The organism is Paenibacillus sp. GCM10027627 (assembly GCF_042675505.1).
Classification (GTDB): Bacteria; Bacillota; Bacilli; order Paenibacillales; family Paenibacillaceae; genus Pristimantibacillus.
The window spans coordinates 76,791-92,445 of sequence record NZ_JBHTHB010000001.1 but is presented as its reverse complement, the minus strand read 5'-3'; the positions used below and the strand labels follow the sequence as shown (position 1 = coordinate 92,445).

Sequence of the window (15,655 nt, the reverse complement as noted above, 5' to 3'; positions counted from 1 at the left end):
ACACTCAGACTTTTTGTATTAAATATTTTTCTTCAGCTTAATTTAAGGCAACACCAATATAGTTAAATTTAAATTTTCTATTCGGTCAAATAAAGTTAAATGCCTTTGCAAAAGCATCAAGATCATCAATAATGAACAAATCACTACTCCAATTACCTGGCCACACAGCATACAACGTTGTTGTTTTATTATAAACCCTATAATAGGTTTCCAGAAGCTTTGGTCTATCCGATTTATTTTTATGATAAACTTGCGACACATTACCGTTTTTATCTACCTCAAAATAACAAACTGTACCTATGATATACGGGAAGTTATCAACTGATTTAGCACTTCTCATCATTAACCCTCCTCCATAGCAATCTTACCATAAAACTCAAATTCTAATAGATATAACAAAATCCATCGAAACGTCCGGTGTCTCCTGCATAAAAATAAAAGTCAAAACTTGTCCCTTGAAACCACGGATGTTCTTCATTCGTCATTTGGCTACACTCGCCAAACGCGTCTCCTAACCGTACAAATTTTACGACAAAGTTTTTTGGAGATTTTTATAAACGGAGGTAATTAAACGAAATCCAAACTCTTATAATCAAGGGTTCAGATTAATTACTGTTATAAAAGTGAAGTCAGTTTAAGTAGAAAATTCTGATAACAGTGCGAATAAAAAAAGTGGCATCTCTGCCACTTCATTGAAAACAATATGGAGCTTAGGGGGCTCGAACCCCTGACCTCTTCGCTGCCAGCGAAGCGCTCTCCCAGACTGAGCTAAAGCCCCTTGACAATTGCACTGTGATAACAATGCAGCATTTAATAATGTTATTGACTGTCGCTGTATTACGACTTGCTCTCCCAGCTGAGCTAAGGCCCCGTATCATTGCTTGCAATCCAATTCCAAGCAATACCCTAAATTAGCGACAAGATAGATAATATCATGCGAGGAAAGCGATGTCAATCCTGATTATGTAAAAAATTGCCCCAATCAAATAAACCGCTGCAAGGTCACACTCACTCTGCCGCCCTTGCAGCGATCCATCTTAGCTTAACCAAAAAACCAGCCAAGTGCTGCCTTTAAAGCAATCAGCAATACAAAAACTCCCTACCCCTTCTCCCCAGTATTCAAAGGATGTTTATTCAGCAAACTGTTCAGTTCCTTCATAAACATGTCAATATCTTTGAACTGCCGGTAAACCGAAGCGAAGCGCACGTAAGCCACCTCATCCACGGGATAAAGCTGATTCATCACGTAGCTCCCGATCTCGCTGCTGTCGACCTCCGCATGAGCCGTCGTCCGCAGCTCCTTCTCAACCTCAGAAACAATAACCTCCAGCCGTTCCACCGGAACTGGACGCTTTTCGCAAGCCCGAATAAGTCCGCGCAAAATTTTGTCGCGGCTGAACTCCTCGCGGCTGCCATCCTTCTTAATAACGATCAGCGGCGTCTCCTCGATCATTTCAAAAGTCGTGAACCTCCGGTTGCACTTCTCGCACTCACGGCGGCGACGAATTGATTTGTTTTCGTTGGCGGGCCTGGAGTCCAGCACCTTTGTTCCCGAATAATCGCAATATGGGCATTTCATTTTGTTTTCCTCCCCTCAACCTTCTTTTACTTAACGCACCGGCTAATTTATCTGTATTTACCGCTCATAATGTACTTTGTAAGCCGAAATTGAAAATACCATCCGTTTCCTGTAATGAACTTTGGAATTACGCACATAATACATTTACCAACAGCGAGGAGGTGAACATCAATGAGCGCAAACCGCAGCAGCAACCAATTGCTAGTGCCACAAGCGACTGCAGCTTTGGATCAACTGAAATATGAAGTTGCATCTGAGCTTGGCATCGCTATTCCGCAAGACGGATACTACGGCAACATCACGACAAGAGAAGCTGGCTCCATCGGGGGTTCCATCACTCGTCGCCTGGTTCAAATCGGCGAACAATCTCTTGCCGGCACAAAATAATGATTCATCTGTATGAATAACAGAAGTCTTGGAGCGGCTCGTCCAGAAGCGATGAGTCCTTCAAGGCTTCTTTCTATGTTCAATGTAATGTGTGCAAAGTAAGGGATATCGTTAAAGATTGCCCTGTTTAAAAATCCGGGTACAAATCCTTGTACTTATTATAGTAATAAAAGACCCGCTGTACATAGTGCCGAGTTTCACCGAACGGTATTTCCTTCACCGTGTCCATGCTGCCGTCCCAACGCCCGGAATTCAACCATTTCCTCACATTGCCCGGTCCCGCATTATAAGCTGCAATAGCCGCAACTGGATTTTGTTCGAATTGCGTATGCAAGGAACTTAAATACCAAGATCCCACTTCAATGCTTACATCCGCCCGGTGGCGCAAAATGTCTTCGGTCACAGCCTCAAATCCCGCTTTCTCAACGACCCAGTTTGCCGTTTCCGGCATGAGCTGCATTAAGCCTAAAGCGCCTTTTTTCGATTCGCGGCCCGTTTCGTAATTGGATTCCGCCCTTATAATGGCCGCCACCAAATGTGGCTCCAAATCGTAATTTGTTGCGCTTGCCCGAATATCTTCCTTGTAATGAATCGGATACATCCATGACGCCAGCCAATCGGATTTCAAAAACAGCAAAGCGATAAATCCAACCACCAAAACGAGTAGAAACCGTTTTTTCAACCGGAATCGAGCCCTCTTCATCGCCGAACCCGGCTTTCCCAAAACGCGTCTACTTGCGCTTCCGTTTGATCCTGCGTGCCAGCATTGTCAATCACCCAGTTCGCCCGTTTGCGCTTCTCCTCAATGTCCATTTGCAAGGACACTCTGCGCAACGCTTCTTCCTTTGCCATACCGTTCCGGCTCATTAACCGCGTCACTTGAAGCTCTGCTGGAACATACACCACAAGAACGCCTTCATACAGCTCCTCCTGCCTCGTTTCGTACAAAAGAGGCACATCGCCGATGATAAGCGGGCTTTCGCCTTCTGAAGCGTACTTATGTATTTGTTCCCACATTCTTTTGCGGATGGCGGGATGCGTTATGCTCTCAAGCTGGGCAAGCTTGTCCTTGTCCTGAAAAACAACGCTGCCTAGAGCAGATCGGTTCAGCAATCCATCGGGCAGAAGGACGGCTTGTCCAAAGAGAGAGGCGATCGCCTCCAGCGCCGGTTCCCCGGGGAGGACGATCTCCCGCGCAACGGCATCGGCATCCACCAGCCGTGCTCCCCGCCGGACAAGCATGGCTCCAACCGTGCTTTTGCCGCTGGCGATTCCGCCGGTTAATCCAATGATCATTGCGTTCACCTCCGATTATAACAACTTCATAATACCCATCATAATCAACAATATACCTGGCAAATAAGACAACGCATGCATTCCTTTATTGGCAGCAAATCGGAGTCCAAGCCGCGTACCGCCCACCAAAAAGATAGCGCTGGCCGCCGCAATAACAAACGCCGTCAACAAAGCAGGCAACCCCAGTAATGCTGCCCCAAGCCCCGCTCCAAGCGAGTCAAGCGATAGAGCAATGCCAAGCATAACGGCTTCCGATGCGGAAATAATTCCAGATCGGTCTACGTCCGCCGCTTGAGGCGTTCGTAAAATTTGAATGACAAGGCCGAGACTTTTTAGCTCCAGCTTAATCAATTGCGCAGCTTCCGATTTTGTTGAACTTGCAGTCGCAGAGGATGAATTTGCTGGATGAGCTGAACCAGTTGTTGCCTCTACCGACCTTCTTAATTCTGCTGCCGCAGAAAACGAACTTGCTGAATGTGCTGTTGCCTCCGCCGACTTTGATAAATCCGCTTTTCCCTCTGCCGATTTTGCATAATTCCCCGCTGTTTCAGTAACTGTGCTGAGTTTGGCTTTCGAGGACTCATCTTCATCAGCATCGGCTTTGATCTTGGAAGATGAAGCCTCTTCTTCATCAAGCCCTTTGGCGCGAATCAGCTGGATTAACGCCCAGCATCCGATTGAAATCAAAATAGCAGCGCCAATCCCTTTAGCTGCCGACTCTGAAACAAAGCCGCTGAGCCAGCCTCCGGCTTGCATCGACACCCAAATAATAAAGCCTGAACAACACGCAATAATAAATACTGACAGGAAAGGAATTCGAATTTTCCTGAGACCGTAGGTTACGCCTACGCCAAAACCATCCAAGCTTACGGCAAAGGCGAGCACGACCATAGATATCAAATGTGCGATCAACCTTAAGCTCCTCCCCGCATGGCGAGAGCCTTTGTCCCCGAATTGCCATTCAATCAGCAATTAAGCAGTAGCCAATCAGCGGTCAGCATTTCATCGCTTGCCATTATGCCATCTGCATTCCAACTGTTGCGCAAGTCCAGGGGGCTTTCGCCTATCGTTCGTAACATCATCATATGCGGGGATACAGCCTAGGTGCACATTGAGTTTCTTAAGGAATCAGCATTTATAGTGATATTGGCTTTGGTTTAGCATTGATACCGGCATTCATATCGGTACCGGTATGACTACCGTTAACACAATCGTTGCTATACGTTGCTTTCTCAAGTTACTTAAGTTGCCTTTTAAGTTTCTTAAGCTGCTTAAAATAGCTAAAATACTGCTTTCCTAACTAGTAAGCTCCGCTTTCAAAGGCTGGCATTTCAAGCAAATATGCGTGCCTCGCCCGCCAACGACGTATTTGTGAATCGGCTTGCCGCAGCCGGAGCATGGCTCGTCCTTCCTGCCATAGACATTAAGCTGCTGCTGGAACATGCCCATCTCGCCTTGCCCATTCACATAGGACTTGATGGATGAGCCTCCCGCTTGCACGGCTGATTGTAGCGTATTGCGAACCGATTCATGCAGCCTTTTCCATTCTGCGCCGCTTAAGCTCTTAGGCGAGCGCTCCGGATGGATGCGCGCTTGAAACAAAGCTTCGTCCACATATATGTTGCCAAGGCCGACAATATGCTCTTGATTGAGCAGCAGCGGCTTTATTTTCGTCGACCGTTTTTCCAGACGCTCTCTGAACGCCTTCAGCGTAAAACCTTCGTCCAGCGGCTCAATGCCCAGCTTGTTCAGCGGCGGCAGCTGGAACTCCTCGCCCGGCAGAAACAGATGCATCGTGCCAAACTGTCTTACATCTTTATAGCGAAGTTCCGTCCCATCGTCAAAATGAAACAGCACATGCGTATGCAGCTCAACCGGCTCGTCGGAGCTATAAACGCCGTAACGCCCTTCCATGCGCAAATGCGACACCAATACCAAACCGTCAAGCACGATCCGCAAAAACTTGCCTCTGCGCTCCACCGTTTGAATCGTATGGCCGGCAAGCGCATCCGCGAATTGCTCCGGCTCCACCGGCCTTTGTATAATTCTAGGAAGCTTCACGGTGACGGATGAAATCCGTTTGCCCGCAACAAGCTCCACCAATGTTCGTCTAACCGTCTCTACCTCTGGCAGTTCAGGCATATCTCATCACCTCTAGCACTCATTATACCTTATTCCAAGCCCAGAGTCCCTGCAAAAGACTACTTCGCCTCATACCAATTATCGCCGTAACTAACGTCCGCTTTCAGAGGCACATCCAGCTTAAGCGCCCCGCTCATCACTTCCGGCAACAGCTTCTTCATCAGCTCCAACTCATCCGGCGGCACCTCGAACACCAATTCGTCATGCACTTGGAGCAGCATTCGGCTCTTCAGCCCGCGCTCGCGCAGCGCTTCATCCATTTGCACCATCGCCAGCTTAATAATATCGGCGGCAGTGCCTTGAATCGGCGTATTCATCGCCGTCCGCTCGGCAAAGGAGCGCAAATTGAAGTTGGAGGACTTGATCTCCGGCAAATAACGGCGGCGGTCCTGAAGCGTCGTCACATAACCGTCCCGTTTCGCCTGGGCAACGATATCATCCATATATTTGCGAACACCTTTGAACACGTTAAAATATTGCTCGATAAACTTGCCCGCTTCCGTCGGCGAAATGCCTAAGTTTTGCGACAAGCCGAAGCTGCTGATGCCGTATACGATGCCAAAGTTGACGGCTTTTGCCGACCGTCTCATATTGGAGTCAACCGCATCTGCCGCTACGCCAAACACGTCCATCGCCGTTTTTGTATGGATGTCCATATCCTCGATAAACGCTTCCTTCAACTTTTCGTCGCCTGAAATATGCGCCAGCACACGCAGCTCGATTTGAGAGTAGTCCGCCGCCAAAATGGACCAGCCCGCTTCCGATGGGACAAACCCTTTACGGATTTGCCGTCCCTCTTCCAGTCGGATCGGGATATTTTGCAAATTCGGGAACTGACTGCTGAGACGGCCCGTCGCCGCAATCGTTTGGCGGTAATACGTATGCACTTTGCCCGTTTCCTCGCGAATCTCCTTCAGCAAGCCTTCCACGTAGGTGGATTGAAGCTTGGCCAATTGCCGGAAATGAAGAATAAGCGGGATGATGTCGTGATAGGGAGCAAGCTCCTCCAGCACTTCGGCATCGGTGGAATAACCCGTTTTTGTTTTTTTCTTTGCCGGCAAACCCAGCTTCTCGAACAGGATTTCCCCAAGCTGCTTAGGCGAGTTGATGTTAAACTCCGTCCCGGCATGAGAGTAAATTTCAGCCATAATGGTGGATAGCTGGCTCTCCAAGCTTTTGCCCAGTTGCTCCAGCACTTCTCTCTCCACTTTAATGCCTTGATGCTCCATTCCGGCAAGCACGCGGGCAAGCGGCTGCTCAAGCTCAAAATACAGCTTGCTCATGCCCGATTTCTCCAACTCTTCCGTAATGACAGGCAGCAGCTTTCTGACCGCATCGGCTTTAAGCGCCAGATGGCGATGGAAAATGTCCGCTTCCGGCACTTTAAATTTGGCTCCTTTGCCGTAAACGGATTCGTCGGACGGCACGCCGCCAACGCCTTGACGATCGCTGATCGCGCTAAGCGAAAGCGCGTTGTCCGTCGGGTCTAGCAAATAAGCAGCCAGTTGAACGTCGATCGCCGCTCCGCCAAGGGCAAGCCCTTTCCACTTGAGCGCAAGCTCGGCCTTGTGCATGTCAAATCCGTATTTCGGCCTGCCTTCGTCCGCCAGCCATACTTTCAACCTATCAGCGCCGGATGACAACAACGTATCGATAGTGAGAACAAATACTTCCTCTTCTGTCGCAATCGACGCGCCAATCAAATCGGCGTGATGCGGATTTTCGCCGATTGCTTCTAAATAAAGTCCATGTTTTTCGGAAGCGTCCAATGCATTAATAAGCCGATCCAGAGCACTGCTGTCTTCACCCGAAGCAATGACCGTAACATTCAGTTCCGCAGCGGCGGCATCTGCCTCCAACTCCGAAGCTCCGCTGTCCGAGTTAAGCTGCAGCTTGTCCAAAAGCGATTTGAATTCCAGCTTGCGGAACGCTTCGCCCAGCTTTTCGCCGTCGAATCCATTGTAGCGAATTTCCTCGGCTTCCTTCTCCAGCGGCACTTCGCGGAAGATGGTGGCGAGCTTTTTGCTCATAATGGCGTCGTCCCGGTGGTTTTCTAAATTCTCTTTCAGCTTGCCTTTCAGCTTGTCCAGACTGTCCAGCACATTTTCAACCGATTCATATTCGTGCAGAAGCTTAAGCGCCGTCTTTTCTCCAACTCCCGGAACGCCGGGAATATTGTCGGATGTATCGCCCATAAGCCCTTTCAAATCGATAATTTGAAGCGGCACAAGGCCATACTTCTCTTTAATCGTCTCCGGCGTATAGTGGTCTGTCTCGCTGACGCCTTTGCGCGTAACGGCAACCGTTACCCCTTCGGATGAAAGCTGCAGCATATCCTTATCGCCTGTCACTACGATCGTTTTGACGCCTTTTTCGTCCGCTTGCTTCGTCAATGTCCCGATAATATCGTCCGCCTCGTATCCAGACAGTTCATATTGCGCAATGCCGAAGGAGGAAATAAGCTCTTTCAACACTGGGAATTGCTCCGAAAGCTCCGGCGGCGTTTTTTGTCTGCCGCCTTTATATTCGCTGTAACCCTCGTGGCGGAACGTAATTTTGCCCGCATCAAATGCTACGAGTACATGCGTCGGCTTATGCTCATCCAAAAGCTTAAGCAGCATAGTCGTAAAGCCAAAAATAGCGTTTGTATGCAAACCTGCCGAATTTGTAAGCGGCGGCATCGCAAAAAACGCCCGGTATGCGATACTGTTGCCGTCAATCAACATCCATTTATCCATAAACTTTATCCGCACCTACTTTCAAAAGCGTTAAATATCCTATACCCTATCATACCACAAAATGGGCCTTTCCCAAGCATCGCGCCGTACGCGTCGCCAAGAAAAAGCCCATTGCCATCAAGTGTTGCCCTTTGCATAATACGATCATATAAAATGGCCATTCGCAGCCTGAAATGAAGTGCTGAAATTAAAACTGAAATTAAACATTCAAATCCGGTCTGCTGCCTGTCACCAAATAAACGACGCTTTCGCCGATGTTGGTCGCGTGATCGCCGAACCGCTCCATATAGCGCCCCACAAAGCTAAGCAGCGACGCCTGCGCGATATTGCGCGGATTTTCCATCATTAGGAGCATCAGCTCGCGCTGGATTTGGCCGTACAAAGCGTCGACCTGATCGTCGTCTTTGGCCATCTTGTACGCGAGGTCCACGTTTTCGTGAACAAAAGATTGGATCGACTCGTAAGTCATCGTCCCTACAATTTCCGCCATTCTAGGCAAATCGATTAGCGGCTTGATTAGCGACTGGCCTTCGAGGCGAAGCACCACTTTTGCGATGTCGACCGCCAAATCGCCCATCCGTTCCAAGTCGCTTGCGATCCGGAATGCGGAAAGAATGCGGCGAAGGTCCTTCGCAACCGGCTGTTGAGTGGCAATCAGTTTGGAGCCAAGCTCCATAATTTTTTCTTCCATGCCGTTCAGCTTCGGATCGTCCGAGATGACGGCCCGAGCGCGCTCCACATCCACCACTTTTAACGCATCCATCGCCTCCACAAGAGCTTTTTCCACAAAGCTGCCCATATCGACAAGCAAATTGTGAAGCTGCTCCAGCCCTTGGTCGAACTCTTTCCGTATCGTCATCATCGTCTTTTCCTCCCGAGTATATAGATGTGCAAACCTGAAGCTCCAGCTTCGGATACAATCTGCAAAGATGGCCGATTAACCGAAACGTCCGCTTATATAATCTTCCGTCCTCTGATCCGTTGGATTGGAGAACAGCTTTTCCGTTTCGGAGTATTCCACCACTTCCCCGTTTAAGAAAAAGACCGTCTGATTCGAAACACGAGCCGCCTGATGCATGTTGTGCGTAACCATAACAATCGTATAACGGTCTTTCAGCTCCTGCGCCAGCTCCTCAATTTTGAGCGTCGAAATGGGATCAAGCGCAGAGGTCGCTTCGTCCATGAGCAAAATATCGGGATTGACGGCAAGCGCACGCGCAATACATAGACGCTGCTGCTGTCCGCCGGAGATGCTGAGCGCGCTGCGCTTCAGATGGTCTTTCACTTCTCCCCAAAGGGCTGCCGATTTCAAGCTGTTTTCCACGATCTCGTCAAGCTGTTTTTTGTTCGTAATGCCGTGAAGGCGTGGCCCGTACGCCACATTGTCATAGATCGACTTTGGAAACGGGTTAGGCTGCTGGAAAACCATACCGACCTTTTTGCGAAGCGTCTCGACATCAACTTCATTGGAATAAATATCGGTGCCGCCAATGGTCAGCTCGCCTTCGATTCGAGTGCCTGGGATCATATCGTTCATCCGGTTAAGCGTGCGAAGCAGCGTCGACTTGCCGCAGCCGGACGGTCCGATAAACGCAGTAATCGCTTTTTCAGGTATCGTCATGGAAACATCTTTAAGCGCATGGAACGTACCGTAAAATAGGTTTAGTTTATTTATATTAATAAGAGCTTCCATCTTAGTTCCCTCCATCGTTTGACTACACATTTTTCTGATACTTGTTGCGAAGCAAAATGGCAGACAAGTTCATGAGCAGCAGGAGCGCCAGCAAAACGATAATTCCGCTTGCCGCGAGTTCCTTGAACTCCACTTGCGGCTTGGACAGCCAGTTGTATACCTGTATCGGAATAACGGTGAAGGAATCCTTCAAACCTTCCGGAAGGAATGCGACATAGGTGAGAGCTCCGATCATAACTAGCGGAGCGGTCTCGCCGATGGCACGCGACATGGCCAAAATAACGCCCGTCAAGATGCCGGGAAGAGCCGATGGCAATACGGATCTGGATACGGTCTGCCATTTGGTAGCTCCAAGCGCAAACGATGCGTCTCTTCTCGATCTTGGCACCGCGCGGATCGCTTCCTGAGCGGAGACGATGATGATTGGCAGAACGAGCAGCGTCATGGTGAGCGCTCCGGCAATCAAGCTTTTTTCAAGCGACATGAGCCGGACGAACAGCGCAAGTCCCAAAATGCCGTATACGATAGACGGAACTCCGGCAAGCGTACTAATGTTAAGCTGGATTAGACGAGTCAACCAGCCCTTTTTGGCGTACTCCTCTAAATAGATCGCGGCGCCTACACCGAATATAAACGAGATCGGAGCCATAATGAGTAGCATATAAATCGTTCCGACAAGCGCCGACTTCATACCTGAAGCCTCTGCTTTACGGGATGGGAATTCGGTAAACAATTGCGGCTGCAAACGGGCTATCCCGTCGACTACAATATCGATAAGCAAGGCGCACAAGGCGATGACGCCGATAGAAGTGGCTAAAACGAACAACACATGCAAGATAAAGTCCATTCGCCTGCGTCCGGCAATTTGCTTTCGGTTCGCGTCTTGAAAGATGTTCATGCTAGTACTCCTCTCTGAATCGTCTCGCCACGTATTGGGCAAAAATATTAAGCAAGAACGTAATGACAAACAGCGTCATGCCAACCGCAAAAATAGATCCGTATTCAATCGAGCCGTGCGGCGTATCGCCTAAGCTGACTTGAACGATATAAGCGGTCATCGTTTGAATGCTTTCCAGCGGATTAGCCGTCAAATTCGGCGTAGAACCCGCGGCCAGCGTAACGATCATCGTCTCGCCAATTGCGCGGGAGAACGCAAGAACGGCCGATGCGACAATCCCTGAGAATGCAGCTGGAACAACGATTTTGAGCGCGACTTCGAAACGAGTAGCGCCAAGCGCATAAGCTCCGTCGCGAAGCGATCTTGGAACCGCCGACATCGCGTCTTCGCTGAGCGAGCAAACCATCGGAATAATCATGATGCCGACAACGATGCCAGCGCTTAACGCGTTGAAAATACCTGCGCTATTGAAGATAGCTTGGATGATCGGCGTTACAATACTAAGCGCAAAGTAGCCGTATACGATTGTCGGGACGCCTGCCAGCACTTCCAAAATGGGCTTTACCACTTTGCGGACCGACTTCGGCGCGTATTCCGACAAATAAATTGCGCTTGCGAGGCCAATCGGCACTGCAACTAAAATAGCAATAAATGTAATAAGTAGAGTTCCTCCTAGCAGCGGAAGGATGCCGAAGCTCTTAGGGGGAATGAGCGGCGACCATTTCGTGCCCGTGAGAAAATCGAATATCGGTATCGTTTTAAAAAATTGGTAGGTTTCGGTAGCAAGAGTGACGACGATTCCAATGGTCGTCAGGACGGAAACAATGGCGCACAAAAACAGAACGACCGGCATCACTTTGTTCATAATGCTCGTTTTGCTGTTTTTGAACGGATTGCTCCGGGGCAAAGCTTTTGCCGAGGCGTTCGTAGGCAACACTTTGTTAGGCATATGGCGGGCCTCCATTTACAATTCTTTAACATATTCGGCGAGAAAAATGTGATGTCCCGCAAGACACCACATTTGTTCTGTCGCCTAGTCTTTCGTTGTTCCTATTGAATTAAGCTTTAATTTTTGCAGCTTCTTCTGCATATTTTTCATCCGGGAGCGACACGTAGCCTACTTCGCCAGCCATCTTCCCGATGTTGTTGATATAGAAGTTAACGAATTCTTTTACTTCCGGACGCTTCAGCTCATTGTTGCTCACATAGATGTAAAGCGGACGGGAAAGCGGTGCGTAAGAACCGTCTTTGATCGTGTCATAAGTTGGAGAAATCGGGCCTTTACCGCCATCGATTGGAACCAATTTCAGCTTATCTTGGTTCTCTTCGAAATAAGCGAAACCGAAGTAGCCGATGCCGTATTTGCTGCCGGATACGCCGACAACAAGCGAGTTGTCGTCTTCACTGAACGAGATGATACCGTCGTTGCGGATGCCTTCTTTATGAAGGATCGCTTCGTTGAAATAATCGTACGTGCCGGAGTCGGCGCCTGGCGAGAACAGAACGATTGGTTCATTCGGGAAACCTTCGCGAACTTCGTTCCACGTTTTTACCGTGCTGCCCGTTTTGAAAATTTTGTTCAGCTCGTCTACCGTCAGGTGGTCGATAAAGTCATTGTCTTTGCTGACAACAACGGACAGGCCGTCATAAGCTACCGAAAGTTCTGTAAACTCGATGCCTTTTTCTTTGCAAGCTGCCGCTTCTTCGTCCTTGATCGGGCGGGAAGCGTCCGCGATTGCAATTTCGCCTGCGCAAAACTGTTTGAAGCCGCCGCCTGTGCCGGATACGCCTACAGGTACGCGAACGTCTGGATGCTCAGCGTTAAACTCTTCAGCCGCAGCTTCCGTAAGAGGAAATACAGTGCTGGAACCGTCGATTTTAACTTCGCCGGAAAGCTTGGCTGTTTCTGAAGAAGGCGATGATGTAGGTGAAGTGCTTGCTCCTCCTGTTTTTGTCTCACCATTGCCGCCGTTGCCACAAGCTGCTGTAAATACCAGCATTGCCGCCATAGCTAATGTAAGAATCCCCTTAACACCCTTGCTCTTTACCAACTCTACCACTCCTTAGTTGAATATCTGCTCTCGTATTCCTTACGTTTTCTATACTAATGTCCGATTGTTAATCCCGTATTCCCGTTTTGTAAACTCCATGTTAAAAAAATAGGAATGTTTTGCTCTATCGTTTACAAATAGGATTGACGCAAGTTTTGCATCTCTTCCGTGACACGGATCGCTGTCCGATAAGCTTGCTCCGACAAGCGGTCAACTAGCTCAGCGCTGCTTCTGTTAGCCGCTGCGGCGGTGAACAGGCGGTTAAAGACGCCCTCTGCTTCCAGCACATCGGCCTCCCCTGACTTTGCCGCTGACCTGCCAGTGACCGCAAGCTCCGACGTTTCCACGACCGCTTGGACAATGGATTCTGTAATTGCGGAAATTTTAGCAGCCGACAGCCTCGTCTGGGCAGCCATGTTCATCACTTCGGAAGCGACGACGGCAAAGCCCTTCCCGTATTCCCCGGCTCTTGCCGCTTCAATCGACGCATTGATTGCGAGTAGATTGCTTTGCTCCGCCAATTCTTTGATAAGCTTCGATACGGTTTCAATCGATCCCGCCTCCCTCCGAAGCTCTTGCATGCGCTCATCTTGAGCCGTTGAAACTTCGGCCATGGACCGGAACGCTTTTTTTACACTTTCAAGTTCCCGTTTGCCCTCTACCGTCAGGTCTACCATCTCTATTGACAAAGCCTCGCCTCGCCCAGCCGATTCTGCGGTTTGCTCAGCCGTGCGCTCAATTTCACGAAGCCGCTCCTCTGCCGACAAAATGGTTCCCTTCTGCTGCTTCACCGCATCCTCTTGCAGCTTGCGGGAAAGCTTCAGTAAGTCCGACACCGTCATAATTCCGCATAGGTTACCGTCGTCGGTGACGAGTACGCAATCGTACAGCGTGTCATCCTCGCGGGACAAAGCCATATCGATCAAATGCCGCGGTTCCGCCTCAGTGTCCACCTTAAGCGTTGCTGTCCCCGTCAGCAATAAGCCGATTGGCTTGTCATAATAAAGCTCCGCGCTGAAGCGTCCTCTGAGCTTCGAATAAAAACGTGCGCGCATCAAAATGCCAATCGGCAGCATGCCGCTGTCGCAAACGACCGCACATTCGCTCGTTTTGTCTTCATCGAATACGTTCAACATGTCCCGGCATGTAAGAGTATCGCGGACGACTGGCGCTTTACGTATGTATAATGATAGCGGAGAACCGTTCGGCGCTGTTCCCTCTGATTGTATAGACGGTATAGTCTGTATTGATTGGGCAGCTTGTGCAGGTTGGGCAGACTGCGTGGAATTTGTGGATTTGGCCGGTTTATCAGATGGAACGGAACGAGTAGTTAATGTAGATGAAATAGTTTGCGAAATATGAGTAGCTTGATCAGCTTGATTAAATCGAGTTGATTTAATGGATTTACCGGATTGAGTCGACTCGGAAGACTGCTTTTCATCTTGTTTGATTAACGTTGCAGGCAAATTTACACTTCCTTTCGTAGAGCTTGTCCATCGCTATGTCTACTATAGAAAGAAAGCATCATCTCTATTTAATGGAATTGTTTTCGCCGTGTTAAATGTCGAATAATTTCGAACTGTCTGGAAGATATCGATTCGCGAGGCAGTATGATAAACTAGTAGTCGAGGAATTGAACAAAACGGAGGAACTTACATGAACAGCAAACAAACCGTTATGGAAACGATAGATCAGCATGCGGAAACGTTCCGTGCCATTTCGCTCGCTATAGGCAACAAGCCGGAGCTGGGGCATGAGGAAGTATTCGCTTCCGGGCTGCTAAGCGCGGAGCTGGAGAAGCAAGGTTTTCAAGTAGAGCACGGTGTGCTCGGCATTCCAACCTCATTTATAGGAGTATATAAATCAAGCAAGCCGGGTCCGGTTATCGCATTCCTTTGCGAGTATGACGCTCTTCCGGAAATCGGCCACGCTTGCGGCCACCATCTGATCTGCTCCATGAGCATGGCGGCGGCAGTGGGGCTCAAATCGGTCATCGATGAGCTTGGCGGCACGATCCGCGTTTACGGCACTCCTGCCGAAGAAACAAAAGGAGCCAAAGTGCCGATGGCGGAAGCCGGACTGTTCGATGATTGCGACATCGCTCTCATGGCCCATCCTTACCATACATTCGAGCGTTCCGGCCAGTCGCTTGCGCTGGATGCGATCCAATTCGAATATACGGGAGCGGCGGCTCATGCGGCTGCCAGCCCGCACGAAGGCATTAACGCGCTAGACGCCGTTATTTCCTTGTTCAACAATATAAACGCGCTGCGTCAACAAACCAAAAGCGATGCCCGTATTCACGGCATTATCGATAATGGCGGCCAAGCGCCAAACATTATTCCGGATTATGCGTCCGCCAAGTTCTATGTTCGCTCAGCATCACGCGCGTATACAAACGAACTGACTCAGAAAGTGCTCCGCATCGCAGAAGCATCGGCACTGGCAACGGGCTGCACGCTGAAAGTGAACAACTACGAGTTTTCGTATGATGAGCTGATTACGAACGAAACGTTGTCGAGCCAATTCAACGCCAACCTGTTTGAAGCGGGCGTAAAACCGGAGGAAATTGAATCCGGCAAAGACAACGGCTCGCTCGATCTCGGCAATGTGTCGGTTCGTTGTCCGGCCATTCATCCCTACGTCAAAATTGTAGAAGAGCGCTATATGCTCCATACCATTCCGTTCCGGGATGCCGCTATGACGGAGAAAGCGCTTGACCGAATGATTTTTGGCGCCAAAATATTGGCGGCTACCGCTTACGACGTTGCGGCGGACGGGGAACTGCTCGCCAAAATTCGCGAAGAATTTAAAGCGCAAGCTCAATCTTTATCTTAAAGACGGCAATCCTAATCAACATTCGAGGAACGT

15 protein-coding genes and 1 tRNA gene are annotated in these 15,655 nt (G+C 49.3%); 2 read left to right on the top strand and 14 right to left on the bottom strand.

From position 1 onward, the window contains the following. Positions 1 to 85: 85 nt before the first annotated feature. The 3 genes from ACFQZE_RS00420 to nrdR all read right to left on the bottom strand — a co-directional run bounded on the left by ACFQZE_RS00420 (position 86) and on the right by nrdR (position 1,579). Positions 86 to 343: a hypothetical protein gene (locus tag ACFQZE_RS00420; protein ID WP_379352496.1), complete on the bottom strand. Its 258-nt coding sequence runs from the start codon at positions 341 to 343 to the stop codon at positions 86 to 88. Between the two features lie 361 nt (positions 344 to 704). Continuing rightward, positions 705 to 778 (bottom strand) — tRNA-Ala (locus tag ACFQZE_RS00415). 321 nt (positions 779 to 1,099) lie between these two features. After that, complete coding sequence (nrdR, locus tag ACFQZE_RS00410) at positions 1,100 to 1,579, bottom strand: transcriptional regulator NrdR (RefSeq protein WP_379352494.1); 480 nt, start codon at positions 1,577 to 1,579, stop codon at positions 1,100 to 1,102. A 171-nt stretch (positions 1,580 to 1,750) separates the two neighbouring features. Between nrdR and ACFQZE_RS00405 the strand changes: the two genes are divergently transcribed. Beyond that, positions 1,751 to 1,966 (top strand): alpha/beta-type small acid-soluble spore protein, encoded by a 216-nt coding sequence (locus tag ACFQZE_RS00405; protein ID WP_379352492.1) that lies wholly within the window; start codon positions 1,751 to 1,753, stop codon positions 1,964 to 1,966. Positions 1,967 to 2,093: 127 nt separating this feature from the next. Here the strand turns inward: ACFQZE_RS00405 and ACFQZE_RS00400 are convergent, their stop codons facing one another. The 11 genes from ACFQZE_RS00400 to ACFQZE_RS00350 form a co-directional block, all read right to left on the bottom strand. Continuing rightward, a complete protein-coding gene (locus tag ACFQZE_RS00400) occupies positions 2,094 to 2,669 on the bottom strand; it encodes a lytic transglycosylase domain-containing protein (protein WP_379352490.1) in 576 nt (191 codons plus the stop codon). Continuing rightward, entirely contained in the window at positions 2,666 to 3,262 is a 597-nt protein-coding gene (gene coaE / locus ACFQZE_RS00395; RefSeq protein WP_379352487.1) for a dephospho-CoA kinase, read from the bottom strand. Before coaE ends, ACFQZE_RS00400 begins: the two co-directional genes overlap by 4 nt. 15 nt (positions 3,263 to 3,277) lie before the next feature. Next, complete coding sequence (locus ACFQZE_RS00390; protein WP_379352485.1) at positions 3,278 to 4,174, bottom strand: manganese efflux pump; 897 nt, start codon at positions 4,172 to 4,174, stop codon at positions 3,278 to 3,280. 384 nt (positions 4,175 to 4,558) lie between these two features. After that, entirely contained in the window at positions 4,559 to 5,404 is an 846-nt protein-coding gene (gene mutM / locus ACFQZE_RS00385; protein WP_379352483.1) for a DNA-formamidopyrimidine glycosylase, read from the bottom strand. Between the two features lie 59 nt (positions 5,405 to 5,463). Continuing rightward, a complete protein-coding gene (polA, locus tag ACFQZE_RS00380) occupies positions 5,464 to 8,142 on the bottom strand; it encodes a DNA polymerase I (RefSeq protein ID WP_379352480.1) in 2,679 nt (892 codons plus the stop codon). A 199-nt stretch (positions 8,143 to 8,341) separates the two neighbouring features. Beyond that, positions 8,342 to 9,001, bottom strand: coding sequence for a phosphate signaling complex protein PhoU (gene phoU, locus ACFQZE_RS00375; RefSeq protein ID WP_379355431.1), 660 nt, complete (start codon positions 8,999 to 9,001; stop codon positions 8,342 to 8,344). Between the two features lie 78 nt (positions 9,002 to 9,079). Then, positions 9,080 to 9,835, bottom strand: a complete 756-nt coding sequence (gene pstB, locus ACFQZE_RS00370) for a phosphate ABC transporter ATP-binding protein PstB (protein ID WP_379352478.1) — start codon at positions 9,833 to 9,835, stop codon at positions 9,080 to 9,082. Positions 9,836 to 9,857: 22 nt separating this feature from the next. Next, positions 9,858 to 10,733 (bottom strand): phosphate ABC transporter permease PstA, encoded by an 876-nt coding sequence (gene pstA, locus ACFQZE_RS00365; protein ID WP_379352476.1) that lies wholly within the window; start codon positions 10,731 to 10,733, stop codon positions 9,858 to 9,860. A 1-nt stretch (position 10,734) separates the two neighbouring features. Next, positions 10,735 to 11,598, bottom strand: coding sequence for a phosphate ABC transporter permease subunit PstC (gene pstC, locus ACFQZE_RS00360; protein ID WP_379355429.1), 864 nt, complete (start codon positions 11,596 to 11,598; stop codon positions 10,735 to 10,737). 193 nt (positions 11,599 to 11,791) lie between these two features. Further along, positions 11,792 to 12,784, bottom strand: a complete 993-nt coding sequence (locus ACFQZE_RS00355) for a PstS family phosphate ABC transporter substrate-binding protein (protein ID WP_379352474.1) — start codon at positions 12,782 to 12,784, stop codon at positions 11,792 to 11,794. Positions 12,785 to 12,915: 131 nt separating this feature from the next. Beyond that, entirely contained in the window at positions 12,916 to 14,250 is a 1,335-nt protein-coding gene (locus ACFQZE_RS00350) for a methyl-accepting chemotaxis protein (RefSeq protein WP_379352472.1), read from the bottom strand. Between the two features lie 190 nt (positions 14,251 to 14,440). Here ACFQZE_RS00350 and ACFQZE_RS00345 point away from each other — a divergent pair, with 190 nt between their 5' ends. Continuing rightward, positions 14,441 to 15,622 (top strand): M20 family metallopeptidase, encoded by a 1,182-nt coding sequence (locus tag ACFQZE_RS00345; RefSeq protein WP_379352470.1) that lies wholly within the window; start codon positions 14,441 to 14,443, stop codon positions 15,620 to 15,622. The last annotated feature ends 33 nt before the right edge of the window (positions 15,623 to 15,655 follow it).

What these genes read in the sequence shown, in the direction of transcription:
- ACFQZE_RS00420 (WP_379352496.1), bottom strand. Translation starts at nt 343, where the DNA reads ATGATGAGAAGTGCTAAATCAGTTGATAACTTCCCGTATATCATAGGT.
- nrdR (WP_379352494.1), bottom strand. Translation starts at nt 1,579, where the DNA reads ATGAAATGCCCATATTGCGATTATTCGGGAACAAAGGTGCTGGACTCC.
- ACFQZE_RS00405 (WP_379352492.1), top strand. Translation starts at nt 1,751, where the DNA reads ATGAGCGCAAACCGCAGCAGCAACCAATTGCTAGTGCCACAAGCGACT.
- ACFQZE_RS00400 (WP_379352490.1), bottom strand. Translation starts at nt 2,669, where the DNA reads ATGAAGAGGGCTCGATTCCGGTTGAAAAAACGGTTTCTACTCGTTTTG.
- coaE (WP_379352487.1), bottom strand. Translation starts at nt 3,262, where the DNA reads ATGATCATTGGATTAACCGGCGGAATCGCCAGCGGCAAAAGCACGGTT.
- mutM (WP_379352483.1), bottom strand. Translation starts at nt 5,404, where the DNA reads ATGCCTGAACTGCCAGAGGTAGAGACGGTTAGACGAACATTGGTGGAG.
- polA (WP_379352480.1), bottom strand. Translation starts at nt 8,142, where the DNA reads ATGGATAAATGGATGTTGATTGACGGCAACAGTATCGCATACCGGGCG.
- phoU (WP_379355431.1), bottom strand. Translation starts at nt 9,001, where the DNA reads ATGACGATACGGAAAGAGTTCGACCAAGGGCTGGAGCAGCTTCACAAT.
- pstB (WP_379352478.1), bottom strand. Translation starts at nt 9,835, where the DNA reads ATGGAAGCTCTTATTAATATAAATAAACTAAACCTATTTTACGGTACG.
- pstA (WP_379352476.1), bottom strand. Translation starts at nt 10,733, where the DNA reads ATGAACATCTTTCAAGACGCGAACCGAAAGCAAATTGCCGGACGCAGG.
- pstC (WP_379355429.1), bottom strand. Translation starts at nt 11,598, where the DNA reads ATGAACAAAGTGATGCCGGTCGTTCTGTTTTTGTGCGCCATTGTTTCC.
- ACFQZE_RS00345 (WP_379352470.1), top strand. Translation starts at nt 14,441, where the DNA reads ATGAACAGCAAACAAACCGTTATGGAAACGATAGATCAGCATGCGGAA.